Origin of the sequence: Sphingomonas sp. IW22, from assembly GCF_041321155.1 — a bacterium.
GTDB lineage: Bacteria > Pseudomonadota > Alphaproteobacteria > Sphingomonadales > Sphingomonadaceae > Sphingomonas.
This window is the reverse complement of the sequence record NZ_JBGGWB010000012.1, coordinates 1-18,228: the sequence shown is the minus strand read 5'-3', so window position 1 is coordinate 18,228 and position 18,228 is coordinate 1. Positions and strand designations below refer to the sequence as shown.

The following is an 18,228-nucleotide window of genomic DNA, read 5'->3' as shown; positions in this document are numbered from 1 at the left end:
GCTGACTTTGGCCGGGTGCAGGAGCGCTGATGGCGACGCAAATCGATCCGGCCCCCGTTGCCGGTACGCGGCCCCGCCACGTCGCGATTATCATGGACGGCAATGGGCGCTGGGCAAAGGCCCGGCGTCTGCCGCGCGTGGCAGGGCACAAGCAGGGCGTCGAGGCTGTGCGGCGTGTGACCCGCGCGGCCCGCGATCTGGGGCTGGAGGTGCTGACCCTCTATGCCTTTTCGTCGGAGAATTGGCGCCGCCCGGTGGAGGAAGTGCGCGACCTGATGGGTCTGCTGCGCCATTTCCTGCGCGCGGAGATTGCAACCCTGGTCGCCGATAATGTGCGGCTGCGCGTGATCGGTGACTATCGCGCGCTGTCCGACGATCTGGTTGCGCTGATCGACGACGCGCTCGCGCGAACGGCCGCGAATACCGGTCCCACGCTGGTAATTGCGCTGAATTACGGGGCGCAGGCAGAGATTGCGGCAGCGGCGCGGCGTCTGGCGACGGCGGCGCGTAATGGTGCGATCGATCCCGCTGCGATTGATGAGGCGAGTGTCGAGGCGGAACTGACCACGCATGACCTGCCGCCGCTGGATTTGATGATCCGCACATCTGGCGAGCAGCGGTTGTCCAATTTCCTGCTGTGGCAGGCGGCCTATGCCGAATTGCTGTTCGTCGACACGCTGTGGCCGGATTTTGATGCGGCGACGCTGGCAGAGGCGCTGGACATTTTTTCGCGTCGGCAGCGTCGCTTCGGTGGCTTGTGACCCCTGACGACCGTGCCCGGCGAAAGGCCAATCTTAATCAGCGACTGATGGTGGGCTTCAGCCTGCTTGCGGTTGCGTTCTGCGCGCTTTGGTGGGGCGGTATCGCGTTCTGGCTGATCGTGGCAGTCGGCGCGCTGATCATGATGAGCGAGTGGTCGGCGATGTTCGCTGCGACGCCGCGCGACAAGCGGATCGGGCAGTTCGCGCTGTCGATCCCGCTGGCGATCATGGCGCCGCTCGCTTCGGGGCCGAGTTTCTTTGCGTTCGGGCTGGTGATCGGCGCTGCGTTTTTCGTCGGTGCTGCGACCGGGCGACGTGAGCTGGCCGGAGGCATCCTCTATGTCGGCCTGCCTGCACTGTCGCTGTTGCTGCTGCGTTCGTTGCCCGACGGGCTGTTCATTTCACTCTGGGCGATGGGCTTGGTCTGGGCATGCGACACGGCGGCATTTTTTGTGGGCCGATCTGTCGGAGGGCCGCGTTTCGCGCCTGCGATCAGCCCGAACAAGACTTGGTCGGGCTTTGTCGGTGGCGTAGCTGCGTCCGCCGTCCTGGGCGGCGTGATGGCGCAATATGGCCTGCCGCTATGGCTCGCGGTGGCGACGCCGGTGCTTGCGATCGTGTCGGCGCTGGGTGACCTGTATGAAAGCTGGCTCAAACGGCGCGCCGGGATCAAGGATTCGGGCACGCTGCTGCCGGGTCATGGCGGCATGCTCGACAGGCTGGACGGCATCGTGCCGGTCGCCCCGCTGGCGGCGCTGATGGTGCTGGCGCTTGGAGTTGCGCTATGAAGCGCGTCACGATTTTGGGTGCGACCGGGTCGATCGGCACCTCGACGCTCGACCTAGTGGAGCGGGGCGGGGACGCGTTCCGCGTCGTTGCGCTGACGGCCAATCGCGACATCGACGGACTTGCTGATGCCGCACGGCGCACTCGCGCCGAACTGGCCGTGGTCGCCGATGCGCGATGCCTCCCCGCGCTGGCCGATGCGCTGGCGGGCACAGGCACGCGCGTTGCGGGTGGTGCGGACGCGGTTTGCCAGGCGGCGCGCGCAGGTGCCGACTGGACGATGAGCGCGATTGTCGGCTGCGCCGGCCTGAACCCGACATTGGCAGCGATCGAAGGCGGCGGCACCGTCGTCATCGCGAACAAGGAGCCACTGGTTTCGGCGGGCGAACTGATCCTGGCGGCAGCATCCGCCAGCGGTGCGACGCTGCTGCCGGCGGACAGCGAGCATAACGCGATTTTTCAGTGTATGGCCGGCGACGGCGCCGCTGGCGTTCGTCGCCTGATCCTGACCGCCAGCGGCGGGCCGTTCCGAAGCTGGAGCCGGGAAGCGATGGCGGCGGTCACTCGCGAACAGGCTGTGGCCCATCCCAACTGGTCGATGGGCGCCAAGATTTCGGTCGATTCGGCAACGCTGATGAACAAGGGGCTCGAGCTGATCGAGGCTGCCCGTCTGTTCCCCGTCGACGAAGCGGCTATCGACATCGTGGTTCACCCGCAATCGGTCATCCATTCGATGGTCGAATATGTCGACGGATCGGTGCTCGCCCAGCTTGGCCCCAGCGATATGCGCGTGCCGATCGCCCACACGCTGGCATGGCCCGAACGCATGTCTACGCCCATGGCGCCGCTGGATTTCGTGAAGTTGGGCCGGTTCGATTTCGAAGCGCCCGACCCTGTGCGTTTCCCTGCGCTGAGACTCGCGCGGGAAGCGTTGCGGGCAGGGGGTGCGCGGCCCGCCATTCTGAATGCGGCAAATGAGGTCGCGGTGGCGGCGTTTCTTGATGGGCGGTGCGGCTTCCTCGAAATTGCCGCAATCGTCGAGGATACGTTGAGCATGTATGATCCGCCTGCGCCTCAGGATGTGGCTGCGGTGCTGGCGGTGGATGGCGAGGCGCGGACGATCGCGGCCGAGCGGGTAAAGGATCGCGTGGCTTGATCGAAAACCCGGGTGTTCTGTTCACCTTCCTGGCGTTTGTTGCTGTTATCGGGCCGCTCGTGTTCGTTCACGAGATGGGGCACTATCTGGCCGGGCGCTGGTTCGGCGTTAAGGCGGAAGCCTTTTCGATCGGCTTTGGGCGAGAGATCGCCGGGTTTACCGATCGGCGCGGCACGCGGTGGAAGTTCGGGTGGCTGCCGTTGGGCGGCTATGTCCGCTTTGCCGGGGATATGAGTCCTGCCAGCCAGCCAAGCACCGAATGGCTGGCATTGCCGGCGGCGGAGCGGCAGCAGACATTTCAGGCCAAGCCGCTGTGGCAGCGCGCTATCATCGTCGCCGCAGGTCCGGCAATCAATTTCGCGCTGGCGATCCTTATCCTGGCGGGTTTCGCCTATGCCTATGGCGTCAGCCGCACGCCGCCCGTTATCGGCATCATCCAGCCCGGCAGCGCAGCGGAGCAGGCCGGACTGGCAGTTGGCGACCGCATTGTGTCGCTGGGCGGGCGCGACATCGCGACCTTTGACGACATTGCTAATTTTGCGCGCCTGCGTCCCGGTGAAGCGATCACGATCGTGGTCCAGCGCGGCGGTGCTCGCCAGGCGCTGACCGCAACGATTGGAGAGCTGCGAGAGCGCGACCGGTTCGGAAACGAATATCGCATCGGCCGGGTTGGCATCGGACCCACGGCGCCTGTGCGTGAGCCGGTATCACTGGTCGAAGCGCCCCTGGTGGGGATCGAACGCACGGGTGAGATCGTGGGCATGATGGTCGACACCATCGGCCAGATCGTGACCGGCCGTCGCTCGATGGAGGAATTGGGCGGGCCGCTTCGCATCGCCCAAGTGTCCGGACAGCAACTTAGCTTGGGCCTCGCCGAGTTTATCGGTCTGATCGCGCTGGTGTCGATTAACTTGGGGTTCATCAACCTGTTGCCAGTTCCAATGCTGGATGGCGGACACCTGCTCTTTTATGCGATTGAGGCAGTTCGGCGGCGCCCCGTCGATCCCAAGGTGCTCGAATGGGCATTTCGCGGCGGGCTGGCGGCGCTGCTGGCGCTGATGCTCCTCGTGACAATCAATGATCTGGGCGCATTTGGTCTGTGGCGCAGCCTGGCCGGGTTGATCGGCTGACGCGCATCGTGCAGGGGCATGTCGCCCGCATGCAGGACTTTCTCTTCGGGACATTTTCAAGGTGAGAACGACGGTGACGGCGATCAAGGCGAGCAAGATGGGTGCGCGGGGCGCGGTGCTGCTTGCCGGCACGATGCTGGCGGGCATGGCGCAGGCGCAAGTCGCGCAGCAGCCGGGATTGCCCGATGTCGCGCCAACCCCGACGGTTCAGGCGGCACCCGCCCGCACGATCAAGTCGCTGCGCGTCGTGGGGAACCAGCGCATCGAACCCGATACGGTATTGAGCTATACCAAGCTGCGCGTCGGCGAACCGTACACCAACGAAACCGTCGACTTGGCGATCAAGGACCTGCTGGCGTCGGACTTGCTTGCGGATGTCCAGATCGAGGGTGTGGAAGCGGGCGACCTGATCGTCCGGGTGCGCGAAAATCCGATCATCAATCGTATCGTTCTGGAAGGGAATCGCCGCCTCAAGAACGACAAGATCCTGCCTGAGATCAAGCTTAAGCCGCGGCAGATCTTTACCCGCACTGCTGTCCGTGCCGACGTCGCCCGCATCGTCGAACTGTACCGCCGTCAGGGCCGCTTTGCCGCCGTGGTAGAGCCGAAGCAGGTCAATCTTGAGCAGAACCGCGTGGACGTGGTCTTCGAGATTACGGAAGGGCCGAAGTCGAAGGTCCGCCAGATCAATATCATCGGTAACGAGCAGTTCGACGATGACGATCTGCGCAAGCAGATGGCGACGAAGCAGTCGCGGTTCTTCCGCTTCTTCAGCTCCAACACCAGCTACGACCAGGACCGTCTGGCCTATGACCAGCAAAAGCTCCGCCAGTTCTATCTGACCGAGGGTTATGCAGATTTCCGCGTGATCTCTGCCGTCGCTGAATTAACACCTGACAAGGAAGACTTCATCATCACTTACGTGGTCGAAGAAGGGCCGCGTTATAAGTTCGGTGAAGTTGCAGTCGACAGCGGCATTCGCGATTTCGACAACACTAAGCTGGCTGCGGGCCTGCCGATCAAGCAGGGCGACTGGTTTAACGCGAAGCTGGTCGAAGATTCGGTCACATCGCTGACTGAGACTGCTGGCCTGTTCGGCTATGCATTTGCCGATGTGCGTCCCGAATATCAGCGGGACACCGAAAACCTGACGATGGGGTTGACGTTCAACATCGCGGAAGCTGCGCGCACCTATGTCGACCGCATCGAGATTACGGGTAATACCCAGACCCAGGACGAAGTGATCCGTCGCGAAATGCGATTGGCGGAAGGTGATGCCTATAACAGCTTCCTGCGAAAGCGTTCTCAGGACCGCGTGAACTCACTCGGTTTCTTCCAGGACAAGTTCGAGATTGAGGAGAAGGAAGGGTCGTCGCCCGATCGCGTCATGCTGAACGCCAATGTCGAAGAACGCTCGACCGGCGAACTGACACTGTCGGCGGGCTTCTCCAGCCTCGAGCGGTTCATCCTCCAAGGCTCGATCCGGCAGCGCAATTTCCGGGGCAAGGGGCAGGATCTGCGTTTGCAGGCGAATTATTCGAGCTATTCGAAGTCGGTCGAGCTGGGCTTCACGGAGCCGTATTTGTTCGACAAGAACATCGCGCTCGGTGGCACGATCTTCCGCCGCGACTTCAACGCGTTCAATTTCATCGGTAACGATCGCAACACGACCTTCTCGCAGACATCGACTGGTTTTCAGATCGTTGCCGGCATCCCGATGACGGAATATTGGTCGCTTTCGGCGCGCTATCAGCTGTCGCAGGACGATGTTTCGTTGGATGAGGAAACCTATTTCACAGCCGGTTCATGCGACCCGCTGCGTGCTGGGCGCTATCTTTGCGAACAGATCGGCAATCGCATGACGTCGCTTGTCGGCTTGAGCCTGGTTTATGACAGCTTGAACAGTCGCCTGCGTCCGACTCGCGGTAGCCGACTGGTGGCGGGCGTGGATTTTGCGGGTCTTGGTGGCGACGTTCGCTATGTCCGTGGGCGCGGCGAATACAGCAAATTCTGGGGCCTGGGTGGCGGCTTCATCTTCTCGGTGAATGCGCAGGGCGGCTACATCCATTCGCTCGAAGAGAGCCGCGGCGTCGGGATCGACGCAGTACGGATCGTCGATCGGTTCTACCTTGGCGAACCGCAGTTCCGCGGTTTTGATATTCGCGGTGTCGGTCCGCGCGTGCTGCGTACGCCGTTCACGACCGATGCTGATGGAAATACGGTGCTCGTCACCGACCGCCAGCAGATCGTCGATGACCCTCTGGGTGGTCGCGCTTACTATCTTGGCCGCGCCGAGCTCGAAATTCCGCTGGGGTCGGGCGCTCAGGAACTCGGTCTTCGTCCGTCCGTCTACGTTCAGGCGGGTTCACTCTTCAACATCAAGCGCCCGCTCCCCACCGCGACGTTCACGCAGGCGACCGACGCCAGTGGCAACCCGGTGTTCAACGTGGACGGTTCGCCCCGCCTGCTCGAGCTGGTTCGGCCAATCACGACGGACGCCGGCCAACAGCTGTATATCAACAGCTTTACCGACTCGAATGGCTTCGCCAGTACGCGTCTGACGACTTGTTCGGTCGGCTATGCGGAAACATATGGTGGCAGTTGCGCGGGCAACGACCCGAACGCTGCCGCCAGCCAGACCATCTCGCCGTTCCTCGAGCAATTCGTTGGCGACACGCCCAAGCCGCGTATCACCGTCGGCGTCGGCGTGAACTGGAATTCGCCCTTCGGTCCGCTGCGGATCGACCTTGCCAAGGACATCGTGTCGGTCGACGGCGATGATCCGAAGCTTCTCACCTTCAATGTTGGAGCCGCTTTCTGATGACCAAGTTCCTTATCGCAGCCGCGCTTGCGCCGATCGCGCTTGCCACGCCGGCCGTCGCTCAGGTGAACGGTATCGCCGTCGCCGATCCTGAAAACGCAGTGCTGCAGAGCAACGCATGGAAGACTGCGGTGTCGCAGATCCAGACGACCTACAAGGCGCAGATCGACCAGGCACAGGCCCGTCAGAACGCCGTGCAGACCGAACTGCGTCCGCTGGTCGAAGCGTTCAACAAGGCACGTTCTGCGCCGAACGCTAATGAGGCCGCGTTGCGGACCCAGGCGACGGCCATCCAGCAGAAGGAGCAGGCCGCGAACGCCGAAATCCAGCGCATGACCCAGCCGGCGCAGCGCGCCCGTGCCTATGCCGCGGAACAGATCGGCGCGCAGCTTCAGGCGGCGGTTAATGCTGCCATGACGCGCAAGCAGGTTACGCTGCTTCTTCGCCCTGAAGCGGCAGTGCAGGCCCAACCGTCGACCGATATCACCGCAGATGTCACGACCGAGCTGAACCGTCTGGTTCCCAACGTCAGCATCACGCCGCCAGCCAACTGGCAGCCCGGCGGTCAGCAGCAGGCTGGCGCTCCGGCTGCTCCGGCACAGGCCGCGCCGGGCCGGTGAGCGACGGGGAAGTCACGGCCGCGACCGTCATCGGCCCGCTGGATGTCCAGCGGGTGATGGCGGCGTTGCCGCACCGTTACCCGATGCTGCTGGTCGACCGGGTCGAGGAGATCGTGCCCGACCGCTCGATTCGGGCGGTCAAGGCGGTGACCATCAACGAAGGTTTCTTCCAGGGTCACTTCCCCGGCCGTCCGATCATGCCCGGCGTGCTGATCGTCGAGGCTCTGGCTCAGGCTGCGGGGGTGCTCGCGGTGGAAAGCCTGGGGCTCGCGGGCTCGGGCAAGCTGGTCTATTTCATGGCGATCGAGGAGGCCAAGTTCCGCAAGCCTGTCGAACCCGGCGTGCTGCTGACGTTGGAGGTCGAGTTCGTCCAGAAGCGGTCGAGCGTGTGCAAGTTCGCCGGTCGGGCTTTGCTGGGCGAGCAGGTGGCAGCGACCGCCAATTTCACCGCAATGATCGCTGACCCACCCAGCAACGGCTGATCGCTGCTTGTGTCGAGAAGGGGCGGGCATTGCACGAAGCGTTCGCTGCTGATATGCGCGCGCCCTTCGCCGCTGGTCGGAAACCAGTGGCTTTTCTCGGAGATTTGACGTGAAGAAGACCGGCCACCCCGACTATCACATGATCAAGGTGCAGATGACCGACGGCACCGTGTTTGAAACTCGCTCCACCTGGGGCAAGGAAGGCGACACGATGCAGCTCGACATCGACCCGCTGGCGCACCCCGCCTGGACCGGCGGCAATGCCCGCCTGGTTGACGCGGGCGGCCAGGTCGCGCGCTTCAACAAGCGTTTCGGCGGCGGTCTGTCGCTTCGCAAGAATTAAGCGGGCGCCCGTTCGGGCGACCTCTTGTATGGAAAAGGGCCGTGGCGTCGCCACGGCCCTTTTTTGTTGCCTGCCAGACCAGCGAGCGGGGTCGAAATCGGCACTGGCGCCATCGCCCTTTATCGGCCATGATCCTGCCACATTGTCCAATCGGCAGTGCGATGGGGGTCTCCCTTGTTGGTTCGCTTATCGACCGGCCTTTGCATGATTTTCTGCGCATGCTCTGCGCAGGCGGAGGAGCGCGGGCCCGCACCGAGGGCAAACAAGCCGCTTGCCGCGACGATTGCCGGATTTCGGCTGACCAATCCCGACATCAGGCTGCTACCTGTTTTTCGAATCACCCCAGAATCGGTTGAGCCGGAACTGATGCCCGGTGACCGCGCCGCGAGCGACCTTTGCGCATCGCCGCCGGACAACCGCCCGCGCGAGCCCGGTGCCCCGATGCGGGCGCGGATGTCGATGACACTGGATGGTGGCCGCTCAGCCTTTCGTCCCGATTTCGCGTTGGGCGGAATCGGCGCTGCGGTCATCCGGGTAACCGGCGCGCTCTTCGACAACTAAAGGCTGGCGGAGCGGGGGGCTATTCGAACTCGCTCGGCGGGCACCGCCGATCAGGTCGCCGCAACTCTCAGCTCGAACATTTTCGACCCCGGCGCTGGCCGGATGAACAATCCCCCGATCGACGCCATCAAACGGGTCGCGAGCCCAAGACCAAGGCCGCCGTTGCTCGCATCGGGAAACGGCAGGCCATCGTCGTCGACGCTAACAATGGCGTCGCACCCATTCCGTCTGCTGATCGACACGGAAATTTGCCCGGGCGTGTCCTCTGCAAAAGCATGCTTGATCGCGTTGGTCGCAAGCTCGTTCACGACCAACGCGAGGGTGACGATCTGGGTATCGGAGAGTGCGAACGGCCCGTCCGTGGTTTGCAGCGTGATCAGAATTCCGCGCGGCTCCGCCTGCGCGCGTAGGGCATCGCATGCGCGCTGCAACGCTGCCTCAAGGGTCGGGGGGCGATCGTGATGCATGGTGCTTCGCGCGTGCGCCAGGATCGACACACGCTCCATTACATCGGCAAGCGCCTTGCGCACTTCCGGGTTCTCGGCGCGCCGGCTTTGAAGCGCAAGCAAGCTGACGACGAGCTGAAGGTCGTCGCTGCACCGATGTTTCGTCTCACGCAGCAGCAGGTCGTCGGTTTGCCCTGACCGACGGGGCCGGGCGAACGTGGAAAAGCTGCTGATTGTCATATATTCCTCGACGGCGCTTTCATATGCAAAGCGCCTGGTTCGCCGGAGGGGGCGATCTCCCCAATTTGCTGCAACCTGGCGAGATAGGCTTCGGCCAAACGGTAATGTGCAGAGACGACCTCGGGCAGACGCGCTTTCTGAGCGAGCTCAAGCTCCATTTCCGCACGGCGCCGATAAAACTGCTGATCTGTCTCGTACATATATCGCTCATTCGATGCGTTCATGTCTTCTACATATCGAAAATTCGCCCGTCTGCGAGGCAATGTTGTTTTGACAACAATTGCCACATCGCCGTGTTGTTTGTGGAAGAGCGCCCGATGAGTAACTGCATAATCTTCCTTATTGTCCTTCTTTAGCATGGATCCAATACGGCCGGTGCTGGAACGGGCAGGGGGTAATATCTTCGAAATAGATTCCTATATCATGGCGACCGTTCGCTGATGACCAGGGCGTGAGCGGCTGTAAGGTGGTTTGAACTTTCGCCCAAAACCATGGGCAGCCCATGTCGCAGTCTGATCAGCTCAGTACTTCCAACATCCTGCTTCGCGCCCTGTCGGACGTCGACCGCGCATTGCTGGCGCCGCACCTTGCACGCGTCGACCTTTCGCGAAGACAGGTGCTGGTGAAGCCGCACGCGCCCATCGAGCATGTCTATTTTCCCGAAGGCGGTGTGTGTTCGATCACGTCGGTGGTGGCCCAAAGCGGGCGCTCAGAAACCGGTATCTTCGGGCTAGAGGGCGTGTCCGCCACATGCCTGCTGCTTGCCGCCGACCGGTCGCCGCACGAAACATTTGTCCAGGTCGATGGTGCAACCGCCCTACGGATCGATGCGGAGCCTTATCTAGCCGCCCTGCGGCAAAGCGAGACGTTGCACATGGTGCTGCTGCGCTACGTCCAGACGGTGCTTGTGCAAGCTGCCCAGAGCACTGCCACAAATGCCCACCATCGCATCGAGGCCCGTCTCGCACGATGGCTGCTGATGTGCCACGATCGCGTGGATGGTGACGAGATCGCGCTGACGCATGAGTTCATGGGAATGATGATCTGCGCCGACCGCAGCGGGGTTACCGTCACGCTGCATATCCTGGAGGGTGCGGGCATGATCCGTGCGACGCGCGGTCGGGTACTCATTCGGAATCGATGCTTGCTCGAGGAGTTGGCCGGCGACGGCTATGGCGTGCCCGAGGCCGAATATCGCCGCCTTATCGGGCCATTTGGTCAGGCGACGGCAAGATCGCGGTTTGAAATGTGACCGGCCAAGCTGAGCGATCAGGCCGCAATTCGGTCGAGAAATGTTGGATGGACAACAAAGCCTTCGCGGGCCGGATCGGTCGGTATGTCCCTGTCATCGTTCGCACGGTTCCGGGGCATGAACGGCCGGAGACGCTTGCGCCTTCGCCCTAGAGGTGAGGGCGATCATGTCGCAGCCAGATCGCTTCCGCACGTCCAACACCCTGCTCGCAGCACTTTCCCCTGACGATTTGGCGCTGATGATGCCGCATCTGCGGCGCGTGCCGATTGCGCGCAACCAAGTGCTCGTCACCCCAAATATTCCGATTGAAACAGTCTATTTCCTGGAAGACGGGGTGGCCTCAATCGTATCGGTTACGGCGCACGGCCGGCGAACAGAGGCCGGTGTTTTCGGGCGCGAGGGTGTCTCGGCTACCTGTCTGCTGCTTGGTGCCGACCGCTCTCCGCACGAAACCTTCATGCAGGTCGATGGCACAACTGCGCTGACGATCGATTCCGCCGCCTATCTTGACGCCGTTCGACAGAGCGAAAGCCTGCGCATGATGCTGCTGCGTTATGTTCAAACGGTCCTCGTCCAATCCGCTCAAAGTACCGCGACCAACGCCAGCCAACGCGTGGAGGCCCGGCTCGCCCGCTGGTTGCTGATGTGCCACGACCGCGTCGACGGCGACGAAATTGCGCTGACCCACGAGTTTTTGGGGAAGATGATTTCCGCCGATCGCAGCGGCGTGACGGTTACGCTGCACATTCTGGAGGGCGCGGGGATGATCTGGTCGAAGCGTGGCCGCGTCATCGTTCGTGACCGAGAGATGCTCAGGGAATTGGCTGGCGATAGCTATGGCGTTCCGGAGGCTGAGTATCGGCACCTGATCGGGCTTTTGGTCGGAAGGTGCCCTGACACCTGCCTTTGGGTAGGTTGGGCTTCGTTTGGGAACCTGCGATCAGCCTGAGCGATCATCTTTGGTGTGCAGCGGAGGGCGTTATGATTGTCGTGGCGGGAGCAACCGGGGACCTGGGCGGTCGCATCGTGCAGGAACTGGTGCGACTGAACGCGCCGGTGGTGGCACTGGCTCGGGGTGGTGCATCCGCAGAGGAACTGGCCGCGAGCAGAGCTGATGTCCGCATCGTGGACTTTGATGACGAAAGGTCGCTGACCGGAGCAGTCGCCGGTGCGACATGCGTCATCTCGGCGCTCAGCGGGCTGGAACCCGTAGTGATTGGCGCACAGGGGCGGTTGCTCGACGCGGCAGTCCGCGCAGGCGTGCCCCGCTTCATTCCATCGGACTTCGCGATCGACTTTCGCAAGCTGCCGCCGGGCACCAATCGCAATCTCGATCTGCGAAAACGATTTCAGGCGCGGGCCGAACAGGCGGATATTCGCCTTACCTCCGTCTTCAACGGCGCGTTCATGGACATGCTCACGGGCACGATGCCAATCGTCCAGCACCCGATCCGGCGTGTGCTTTACTGGGGCAGCGCGGACCAGCCGATGGATTTCACCACGATTGCCGACACCGCCGCGTTCACTGCACGCGCCGCCATGGATGACACCAGCCCCCGGGCGCTGAACATTTGCGGCGGTCGGGTGAGCGCGCGTGATCTGGCTGAGATCGTCAGCAAGGTGCACGGCCGTCGCTATCGCGTGATGCCTGCGGGCACCGTCGGGTCGCTGGGCTTGGTGATCGCCGTCGCCAAGCGCGTCGCGCCGGGCAAGGCGGGCGAGATCTATCCCGCGTGGCAGGGCATGCAATATATGCGCAACCTGTTTGCGGGGGAGGGTATGCTCGACGCGCCGTTCGACAACGATCGTTACCCCGGAATGCGATGGACGCGGGTCGAGGATGTTCTGCTTCAGGACGCTCGTCGCTGAAGACGGCGTGCAACCTTGTTTAGCGAAAGAAACGGACCTGAGGGTTGCGATTCCGCGCCGACGATGCGGCGGTTTCAGCACATGCCGCCGCTTTTTCACAGCTTCGGCGCGGCGGCTGTCGCTCGCTGAATTGGCGCGCGCGATGCAAGCTGATCGAGGATCTGTACCACTCGAGTAATAGTCGACGTCGCACGCTTCGAAGTTTAGAAACGAAGCCCTTGTCCATGTACCCGACCCTGCGCCAACTCCGTTACCTGATCGCGCTGGGCGATCACGCCAGCTTCACGCGCGGCGCCGCGTCAGTCGGCGTATCGCAGCCCAGCTTTTCGCAGCAGATCCAGCTGGTGGAGGCGATGCTGGGCGGCCGGGTGGTAGAGCGCGGCGCCAGCAAGGCGATCCTGACCCCGCTGGGACGCGAGGCGGTGGCGAGCGCGCGTCGCGTGCTGGCGGAGGTCGCCGCGTTCGAGGCGCTGGCCGAACGGCGTAGCGATGCGCTGTCGGGCACGATCCGCCTGGGTGTCTCGCCGACACTGGGGCCATATATCCTGCCCCAGCTCGTCGCGCGGCTGCACGCGACCAGCCCCGACCTTCGCGTCCATGTGCGCGAAGGCTTGCCCAACATGCTGGTCGAGCTGCTCGCCGACGGCAGCCACGACGTCATTCTCGTCCAGCTTCCGATCGACGACCGCAGCCTGCATGTGGAGCGGCTGTTCCGCGAGCCGCTGTTCCTTGGCATGGCAGCCGACGATCCGTTAAAAAAGCGGGAGGCAATAGCTGTTGCCGACCTGGAGGGGCGGGGGCTGCTGACGCTCCAGCCGCAATACCGGATGAGCGAGCAGGTCGCGGCCCTGGCGGAGGCGGCCGGCGCGCATGTGCTGCGTGACTATGAGGGCACCAGCCTCGACGCGATCCGCCAGATGGCGGGCATGGGTATGGGCCTCGCCCTTCTACCCCGCCTGTACGTCCGGCAGGAAATACGTGGCGGCGACGAGGTGATCGTTCGCCCGTTCGCAGGCGGGCGGCAGTATCGCGAGATCGGTCTGGCCTGGCGCGCCGGCACCGGACGGGCGCCAGCATTTCTGACCATTGCTCAATTGCTTCGGGATGTTGCGCAATAGGATAACCCTATAGGACATATAGCCCGCGCTCGGTTGCTCCAATAATCTACGTCGCTCAGATAGCCCGTCTATCAGGGAGGACAGGCAATGGCGGACAAGCGCCCGGGCATACGGGCCTTTGCAGGATGGATCGCGCTGGTGCTGGCACCCGATGCTGCGTTCGTGCGGCTGGCGGTGGTGTACGGCATCGCTATTTCGCTGCTGTCACTGGCGACGCCGATCTCGGTGCAGCTGCTCATCAACTCGGTCGCCAACACCGCGTTACCGGCGCCCTTGTTCACGCTGGCGGGGCTGCTGTTCCTACTGCTGCTGATGGCCGGCGTGCTGGCCGCGTTCCGCGTCCACCTGCTGGCGCAGTTCGAACGACGGCTGTTTGCGCGCATCGTCGCAGAAATCACGATCCGCGCCGTCCACGCACAGAACCCATTTTTTGCCGATACGCGGCGCGGCGACTTGTTCAACCGCTATTTCGACCTGATGACCGTGCAGAAGGCGCTGCCCAGCTTGCTGATCGGCGGCTTCACCATTGTCCTTCAGGGTGCGGTCGGCCTCGTCGTCACGAGTTTCTACCACCCCTTTTTCCTCGCCTTCAACGTCGTGCTGGCGTTGGCGCTGTTCCTGATATGGCAGCTTTGGGCATCGGGCGCGATCCGCAGCGCTGTTGCAAAAAGCCACGCCAAGCACGCCGCCGCGCACTGGCTGGAAAGTGTCGGGGGCTCGAACGGCTTCTACAAGTCCGGCCGCCACCTGGACTTTGCTATGGACCGGTCGGAAGCGGTGACCGCCGGCTATGTCGCGGCGCATCGCCGCCACTTCCGCTATACCTTCGCCCAGACACTGGCGCTGTTGTTCGTGTACGCCGTCGCTAGTGCCGCGCTGCTGGCGCTGGGCGGTTGGCTGATTATTCAGGGGCAGCTCTCGATCGGCCAGTTGGTCGCCGCCGAGCTGATCCTGTCGGGCGTCTTCTACGGCATCGCGCAATTCGGGCCGTATCTGGAGGCGCTATACGATCTGGCCGCCGGCCTTGAGGAGTTGTCACTGTTCTGGGACGTGCCGCAGGAAGCGGGCAAGGCGATGGGTGAAGGTCCCGCCGATGGCGCGATCCGCCTGTCCCGGGTCGAGCATAACGGACACCGCTTCGATTTCGAGGTAGGATCAGGCGAACAGCTGGCCGTCGTCGCCGCCCCCGGCGTTGAGCGGGAGCTGGCGATGCTCCTCAAGCGGCACCACACCCCCACACGCGGGCTGGTCATCGTGGGCGGACGCGATATCGGCGGCTTCGACACCTATCGCCTGCGTGCCGAGGTGATGGTGCTCGATCGACCGAGCTTCGTCGAGATGTCGATCCGCGACTATCTGACGCTGGCAGCCTCTGGCGATGCCGCCCGGATGGTGGAGGCGCTGGAGACGGTCGGCCTCGCCGAGCGGCTGGGCAGCCTGGCTGACGGATTGGACACGATCGTCTCCACCTCGGGCTGGCCTTTGTCGGTAGGCGAACTGATGGCGCTCAAGCTTGCCGCCGCGCTGCTCGCCCGGCCCAAGCTGCTTGTCCTGTCGCCGCTCTACGACCTGTTGCCGTCAGCACGGCTCGACGCCGTGCTCGCCCGCCTGCGCGGAGCTACGACGGTACTCCAGTTCACCCGCCGGCCACAGGGGATGGCCCGCGACGGCGCGCTCTGGCTGGGCGCGCACGAACAGCGCCGCTGCGGAACCGAGGCGGAGCTAATCGCCCTTGCCAGCGAAGGAGGCAGCGATGTCCTTCCAGCCTGAACACATGATCCATTTCCCGACGCTGGCCGGCATCCGTCCGCCAGGGGTGACGCGCGTCGTTGGCTGGCTGATCGCGGTCGGCATCGCGGTGGTCGCGGCGATCCTGGTCTTCGTGCCGTGGGTCCAGACCTCTGCCGGTGCAGGACAGGTTGCCGCGCTTGACCCTGAGGATCGGGTACAGGACGTAACCGCCCTCGTTCCCGGCCGGGTCGAGCGCTGGTATGTCCGCGACGGCGACCGGGTGCGCCGGGGTGAGCCGATCGCGCGGATCGTCGACAACGACCCCAATCTCCTCGCCCGGCTTGCCGCCGAGCGTGCGCAGGTGCTGGCCGAGATCGCCGCCGCCCAGCAAGCGATGGCGGTGGCGCAGATCGACGTCGGTCGATCGGGCCAGTTGCTTGCCGAGGGGCTTGCGGCGCGCCGCGATTACGAAGCGTCGCAGATCAAGGTCGCCGACCACCGCGCCAAGCTGGCCGAGGCGCGCGCGAAGCTGAGCCGCGTCGACGTAACGCTCAATCGCCAGTCGGCGCAGACCGTGCGCGCACCCCGCGACGGGCGCATCCAGTCGATCAACGCCGGCGCCGGTGCGACGCTGGTCGCGGCGGGCGATCGACTGGCGACACTCGCGCCCGAAGCGCCGGTCCGCGTTGTCGAGCTGATGGTCGACGGCCGCGACATCGCTGTGATCCGCCCCGGCCGTCCCGTCCGCCTCGCCTTTGAAGGGTGGCCAGCGGTTCAGTTCAGCGGCTGGCCCTCGATCGCGCAAGGGATGTTCGATGGGCGCGTCCGCTCCATTGACCCTTCGGCTCAGGCAACGGGCCTGTTCCGCGTCCTGGTCGAACCGATGCCCGGCAAGCCCGGCTGGCCGAGCGCCGATTATGTCCGCCTTGGCGCCAAGGTGCGCGGGTGGATTCAGATGGAAACGGTCAGCGTCGGCTACGAACTCTGGCGCCAGCTCAACGACTTCCCGCTCGAGTTCCGCCGCCCCGCCGACGAAGGAAAGGGCGCAACGCCTGAACCCGTGGCAAAGGTAAAGAAATGATCCGCGTGCTGGCGATCTTCGCCGCTCTGTTTTCCGTCACACCCGCGGCCGCGCAGCCGCTGATGCTGGACGAGGTGCTGCGCTCTTCCGCTACCCATGCCCCCGCGATCCTGGAGGCGATCACGCGTGAGCGGCAGGCCGATGGCCGCCGGCTGTCGGCAGAGGGCGCGTTCGACCTTCTTTTTGAAGGCGAGGCTCAGTCGCGGCTGCTGGGCTATTATGACGGCACCGTGATCGAGGGGCGTGCGACACGCCCGCTCGCGAACAATGGCGGCTACCTCTACGGCGGATATCGCCTCTCACGCGGCGACTTTCCGATCTATGAGGACAAGGCGTTTACCAACCGGCTGGGCGAAGTGAAGGTCGGGGCGGTTTTTTCCCTCATGCGTGACCGGCTGATCGACGAGCGGCGCGGGCGGCTGGGGCTGGCTGGCGGTGACATTTCGCTGGCCCGCCTCGATCGCGAAATGGTGGCGATCGGGGTACAGCGGCGGGCGATTGACGCCTATCAGGCATGGGTCGCCGCAGGGATGCGTGTGCGTGTCTATCGTGACCTGTTGGCTCTTGCTACCGAGCGTCAGGCGTCGATTGAGCGTCAGATCGTCCTGGGCGCGCGGCCGCAGATCCTGGGGACCGAAAACCGCCAGAACATTGTGCGGCGTGAGACTCTCCTGGTGCGCGCCGAACAGGAACTCGCGACCGCCGCCAACGCGCTGTCCTTCTATCTCCGCGGCGAAACCGGTGAGCCCATTGTCCCTGCCGCAGCTCGCTTGCCCGATCGCTTCCCCGAGTTGCGCCTTCCCGCGCTTGGCCCCGACCTCGCCCAGCGGATCGAGCGGCCCGACCTTGAAGCGATCCTCGTCCGCCTCGACCAGGTCGAGGTGAAGCGCCTGCTGGCCGAGAACGACTTGCGCCCGCGCCTAGACATCCGCGCCGAGGCTGCCAAGGATGTGGGGCCGGTGGGCTTGGGCGGGGCATCGCGCACGCCCGCCGAGGGGATCGTTGGCTTGCGATTTTCGCTCCCGCTCGAACGGCGGGCCGCGCGCGGTAAGATTGCTGAGGCCGCGGCAGAGGCCGATGGCCTGCGGTTGCGCCGCAAGCTGATTGAGGACCAGATTCTCGTTGAGGTGAACGGCCTCGCCATCCAGGCGACCACCGCCGACCGTCTGCTCGCCCTTGCCGCCGACGAGACCGCGCTTGCGAACCGAATGGCTGAGGCCGAGCGACGCCGCTTCCAGCTCGGCGCCAGCGACTTCATCGTCGTCAACCTGCGCGAAGAGAGCGCCGCCGATGCGCGCCTGCGCCAGCTGGACGCCGAGTATCGCCGATCGGCCGCTCGCGCCGAACTTGTAGCCGCCACCGTTGATCGCGCGCAATTGGGGCTTTGAAGGTTTGGAAGCGGCAGTTCGTCTGCCGAAAGTCGGCACCGGCCGTCGTCCCGTCGTTCGATCCAATGGCAACGGTGGGCCATGCTGACGTTCAGTCGGACCATTTCCAAGGAATGACGAAGCAAGACCGCCAACTGAGTGAAGCGCGCGCGAATGGCCGACGACAGGCGGAACATATCTCGGGCGACGCGATCACCCCCCCCCAGCGTTCAGCACGGCAGGGAAGCTGTGATCAAGCCGGGAAAGCAGCAGGTAACGATGTGCGCGCTATACGGCTGGGATCGAGGCAATTTCCGGTAGATAAGCTCGCCGGCGAACGGGAAATGGCGGAGAGGGTGGGATGCCGATCTCCGATCTCGTCGATTTGGTAATAGCGTGCGCTCGTTGAGTGCCGGATATGCCGGATTGTAGCGGTTTTGTGTAGTCTTGAGTTCGACGGAGAG

18 protein-coding genes are annotated in these 18,228 nt (G+C 63.9%); 16 read left to right on the top strand and 2 right to left on the bottom strand.

The genetic code is table 11. The annotated features are described in order from the left end of the window. Nucleotides 1–29: 29 nt before the first annotated feature. The 9 genes from ACAX61_RS18990 (at nucleotide 30) to ACAX61_RS18950 (ending at nucleotide 8,660) form a co-directional block, all read left to right on the top strand. On the top strand, nucleotides 30–761 hold the full coding sequence (locus ACAX61_RS18990; protein WP_370716148.1) for an isoprenyl transferase: 732 nt from the start codon (nucleotides 30–32) through the stop codon (nucleotides 759–761). Then, nucleotides 758–1,549: a phosphatidate cytidylyltransferase gene (locus ACAX61_RS18985; protein WP_370716147.1), complete on the top strand. Its 792-nt coding sequence runs from the start codon at nucleotides 758–760 to the stop codon at nucleotides 1,547–1,549. Before ACAX61_RS18990 ends, ACAX61_RS18985 begins: the two co-directional genes overlap by 4 nt. Further along, nucleotides 1,546–2,703: a 1-deoxy-D-xylulose-5-phosphate reductoisomerase gene (locus ACAX61_RS18980; RefSeq protein WP_370716146.1), complete on the top strand. Its 1,158-nt coding sequence runs from the start codon at nucleotides 1,546–1,548 to the stop codon at nucleotides 2,701–2,703. Before ACAX61_RS18985 ends, ACAX61_RS18980 begins: the two co-directional genes overlap by 4 nt. Beyond that, nucleotides 2,700–3,833: an RIP metalloprotease RseP gene (gene rseP / locus ACAX61_RS18975; protein ID WP_370716145.1), complete on the top strand. Its 1,134-nt coding sequence runs from the start codon at nucleotides 2,700–2,702 to the stop codon at nucleotides 3,831–3,833. Before ACAX61_RS18980 ends, rseP begins: the two co-directional genes overlap by 4 nt. A 97-nt stretch (nucleotides 3,834–3,930) precedes the next feature. Continuing rightward, on the top strand, nucleotides 3,931–6,654 hold the full coding sequence (gene bamA, locus ACAX61_RS18970; RefSeq protein WP_370716174.1) for an outer membrane protein assembly factor BamA: 2,724 nt from the start codon (nucleotides 3,931–3,933) through the stop codon (nucleotides 6,652–6,654). Further along, the gene (locus tag ACAX61_RS18965) at nucleotides 6,654–7,274 is read left to right on the top strand and encodes an OmpH family outer membrane protein (protein WP_370716144.1); all 621 of its coding nucleotides are present in this window, start codon (nucleotides 6,654–6,656) and stop codon (nucleotides 7,272–7,274) included. The genes bamA and ACAX61_RS18965 overlap by 1 nt, the downstream gene beginning before the upstream one ends. Then, complete coding sequence (gene fabZ / locus ACAX61_RS18960) at nucleotides 7,271–7,756, top strand: 3-hydroxyacyl-ACP dehydratase FabZ (protein ID WP_370716143.1); 486 nt, start codon at nucleotides 7,271–7,273, stop codon at nucleotides 7,754–7,756. The genes ACAX61_RS18965 and fabZ overlap by 4 nt, the downstream gene beginning before the upstream one ends. Before the next feature lie 109 nt (nucleotides 7,757–7,865). Then, nucleotides 7,866–8,099 (top strand): 50S ribosomal protein L31, encoded by a 234-nt coding sequence (gene rpmE, locus ACAX61_RS18955; protein ID WP_370716142.1) that lies wholly within the window; start codon nucleotides 7,866–7,868, stop codon nucleotides 8,097–8,099. Nucleotides 8,100–8,303: 204 nt separating this feature from the next. Further along, a complete protein-coding gene (locus ACAX61_RS18950; protein WP_370716141.1) occupies nucleotides 8,304–8,660 on the top strand; it encodes a hypothetical protein in 357 nt (118 codons plus the stop codon). 50 nt (nucleotides 8,661–8,710) lie between these two features. Here ACAX61_RS18950 and ACAX61_RS18945 read toward each other — a convergent pair whose 3' ends face one another. Both ACAX61_RS18945 and ACAX61_RS18940 read right to left on the bottom strand, forming a co-directional pair. Then, a complete protein-coding gene (locus ACAX61_RS18945) occupies nucleotides 8,711–9,346 on the bottom strand; it encodes a sensor histidine kinase (RefSeq protein ID WP_370716140.1) in 636 nt (211 codons plus the stop codon). Next, nucleotides 9,343–9,705: a hypothetical protein gene (locus ACAX61_RS18940; RefSeq protein WP_370716139.1), complete on the bottom strand. Its 363-nt coding sequence runs from the start codon at nucleotides 9,703–9,705 to the stop codon at nucleotides 9,343–9,345. Before ACAX61_RS18940 ends, ACAX61_RS18945 begins: the two co-directional genes overlap by 4 nt. Before the next feature lie 263 nt (nucleotides 9,706–9,968). On the opposite strand from ACAX61_RS18940, the gene ACAX61_RS18935 reads away from it, so the two are divergent. The 7 genes from ACAX61_RS18935 (at nucleotide 9,969) to ACAX61_RS18905 (ending at nucleotide 17,785) form a co-directional block, all read left to right on the top strand. After that, nucleotides 9,969–10,598 carry a Crp/Fnr family transcriptional regulator gene (locus ACAX61_RS18935; protein WP_370716138.1) on the top strand — a complete coding sequence of 210 codons (630 nt, stop codon included), beginning with the start codon at nucleotides 9,969–9,971 and terminating at the stop codon, nucleotides 10,596–10,598. Between the two features lie 166 nt (nucleotides 10,599–10,764). After that, on the top strand, nucleotides 10,765–11,547 hold the full coding sequence (locus tag ACAX61_RS18930) for a Crp/Fnr family transcriptional regulator (protein WP_370716137.1): 783 nt from the start codon (nucleotides 10,765–10,767) through the stop codon (nucleotides 11,545–11,547). Nucleotides 11,548–11,579: 32 nt separating this feature from the next. Continuing rightward, nucleotides 11,580–12,467, top strand: coding sequence for an NmrA family NAD(P)-binding protein (locus ACAX61_RS18925; RefSeq protein WP_370716136.1), 888 nt, complete (start codon nucleotides 11,580–11,582; stop codon nucleotides 12,465–12,467). Between the two features lie 224 nt (nucleotides 12,468–12,691). Beyond that, the gene (locus ACAX61_RS18920; protein ID WP_370716135.1) at nucleotides 12,692–13,585 is read left to right on the top strand and encodes a hydrogen peroxide-inducible genes activator; all 894 of its coding nucleotides are present in this window, start codon (nucleotides 12,692–12,694) and stop codon (nucleotides 13,583–13,585) included. A gap of 87 nt (nucleotides 13,586–13,672) precedes the next feature. Beyond that, nucleotides 13,673–15,355, top strand: coding sequence for an ABC transporter transmembrane domain-containing protein (locus tag ACAX61_RS18915; RefSeq protein ID WP_370716134.1), 1,683 nt, complete (start codon nucleotides 13,673–13,675; stop codon nucleotides 15,353–15,355). After that, nucleotides 15,339–16,397 carry an efflux RND transporter periplasmic adaptor subunit gene (locus ACAX61_RS18910; RefSeq protein WP_370716133.1) on the top strand — a complete coding sequence of 353 codons (1,059 nt, stop codon included), beginning with the start codon at nucleotides 15,339–15,341 and terminating at the stop codon, nucleotides 16,395–16,397. Before ACAX61_RS18915 ends, ACAX61_RS18910 begins: the two co-directional genes overlap by 17 nt. Next, entirely contained in the window at nucleotides 16,394–17,785 is a 1,392-nt protein-coding gene (locus ACAX61_RS18905) for a TolC family protein (RefSeq protein ID WP_370716132.1), read from the top strand. The genes ACAX61_RS18910 and ACAX61_RS18905 overlap by 4 nt, the downstream gene beginning before the upstream one ends. The last annotated feature ends 443 nt before the right edge of the window (nucleotides 17,786–18,228 follow it).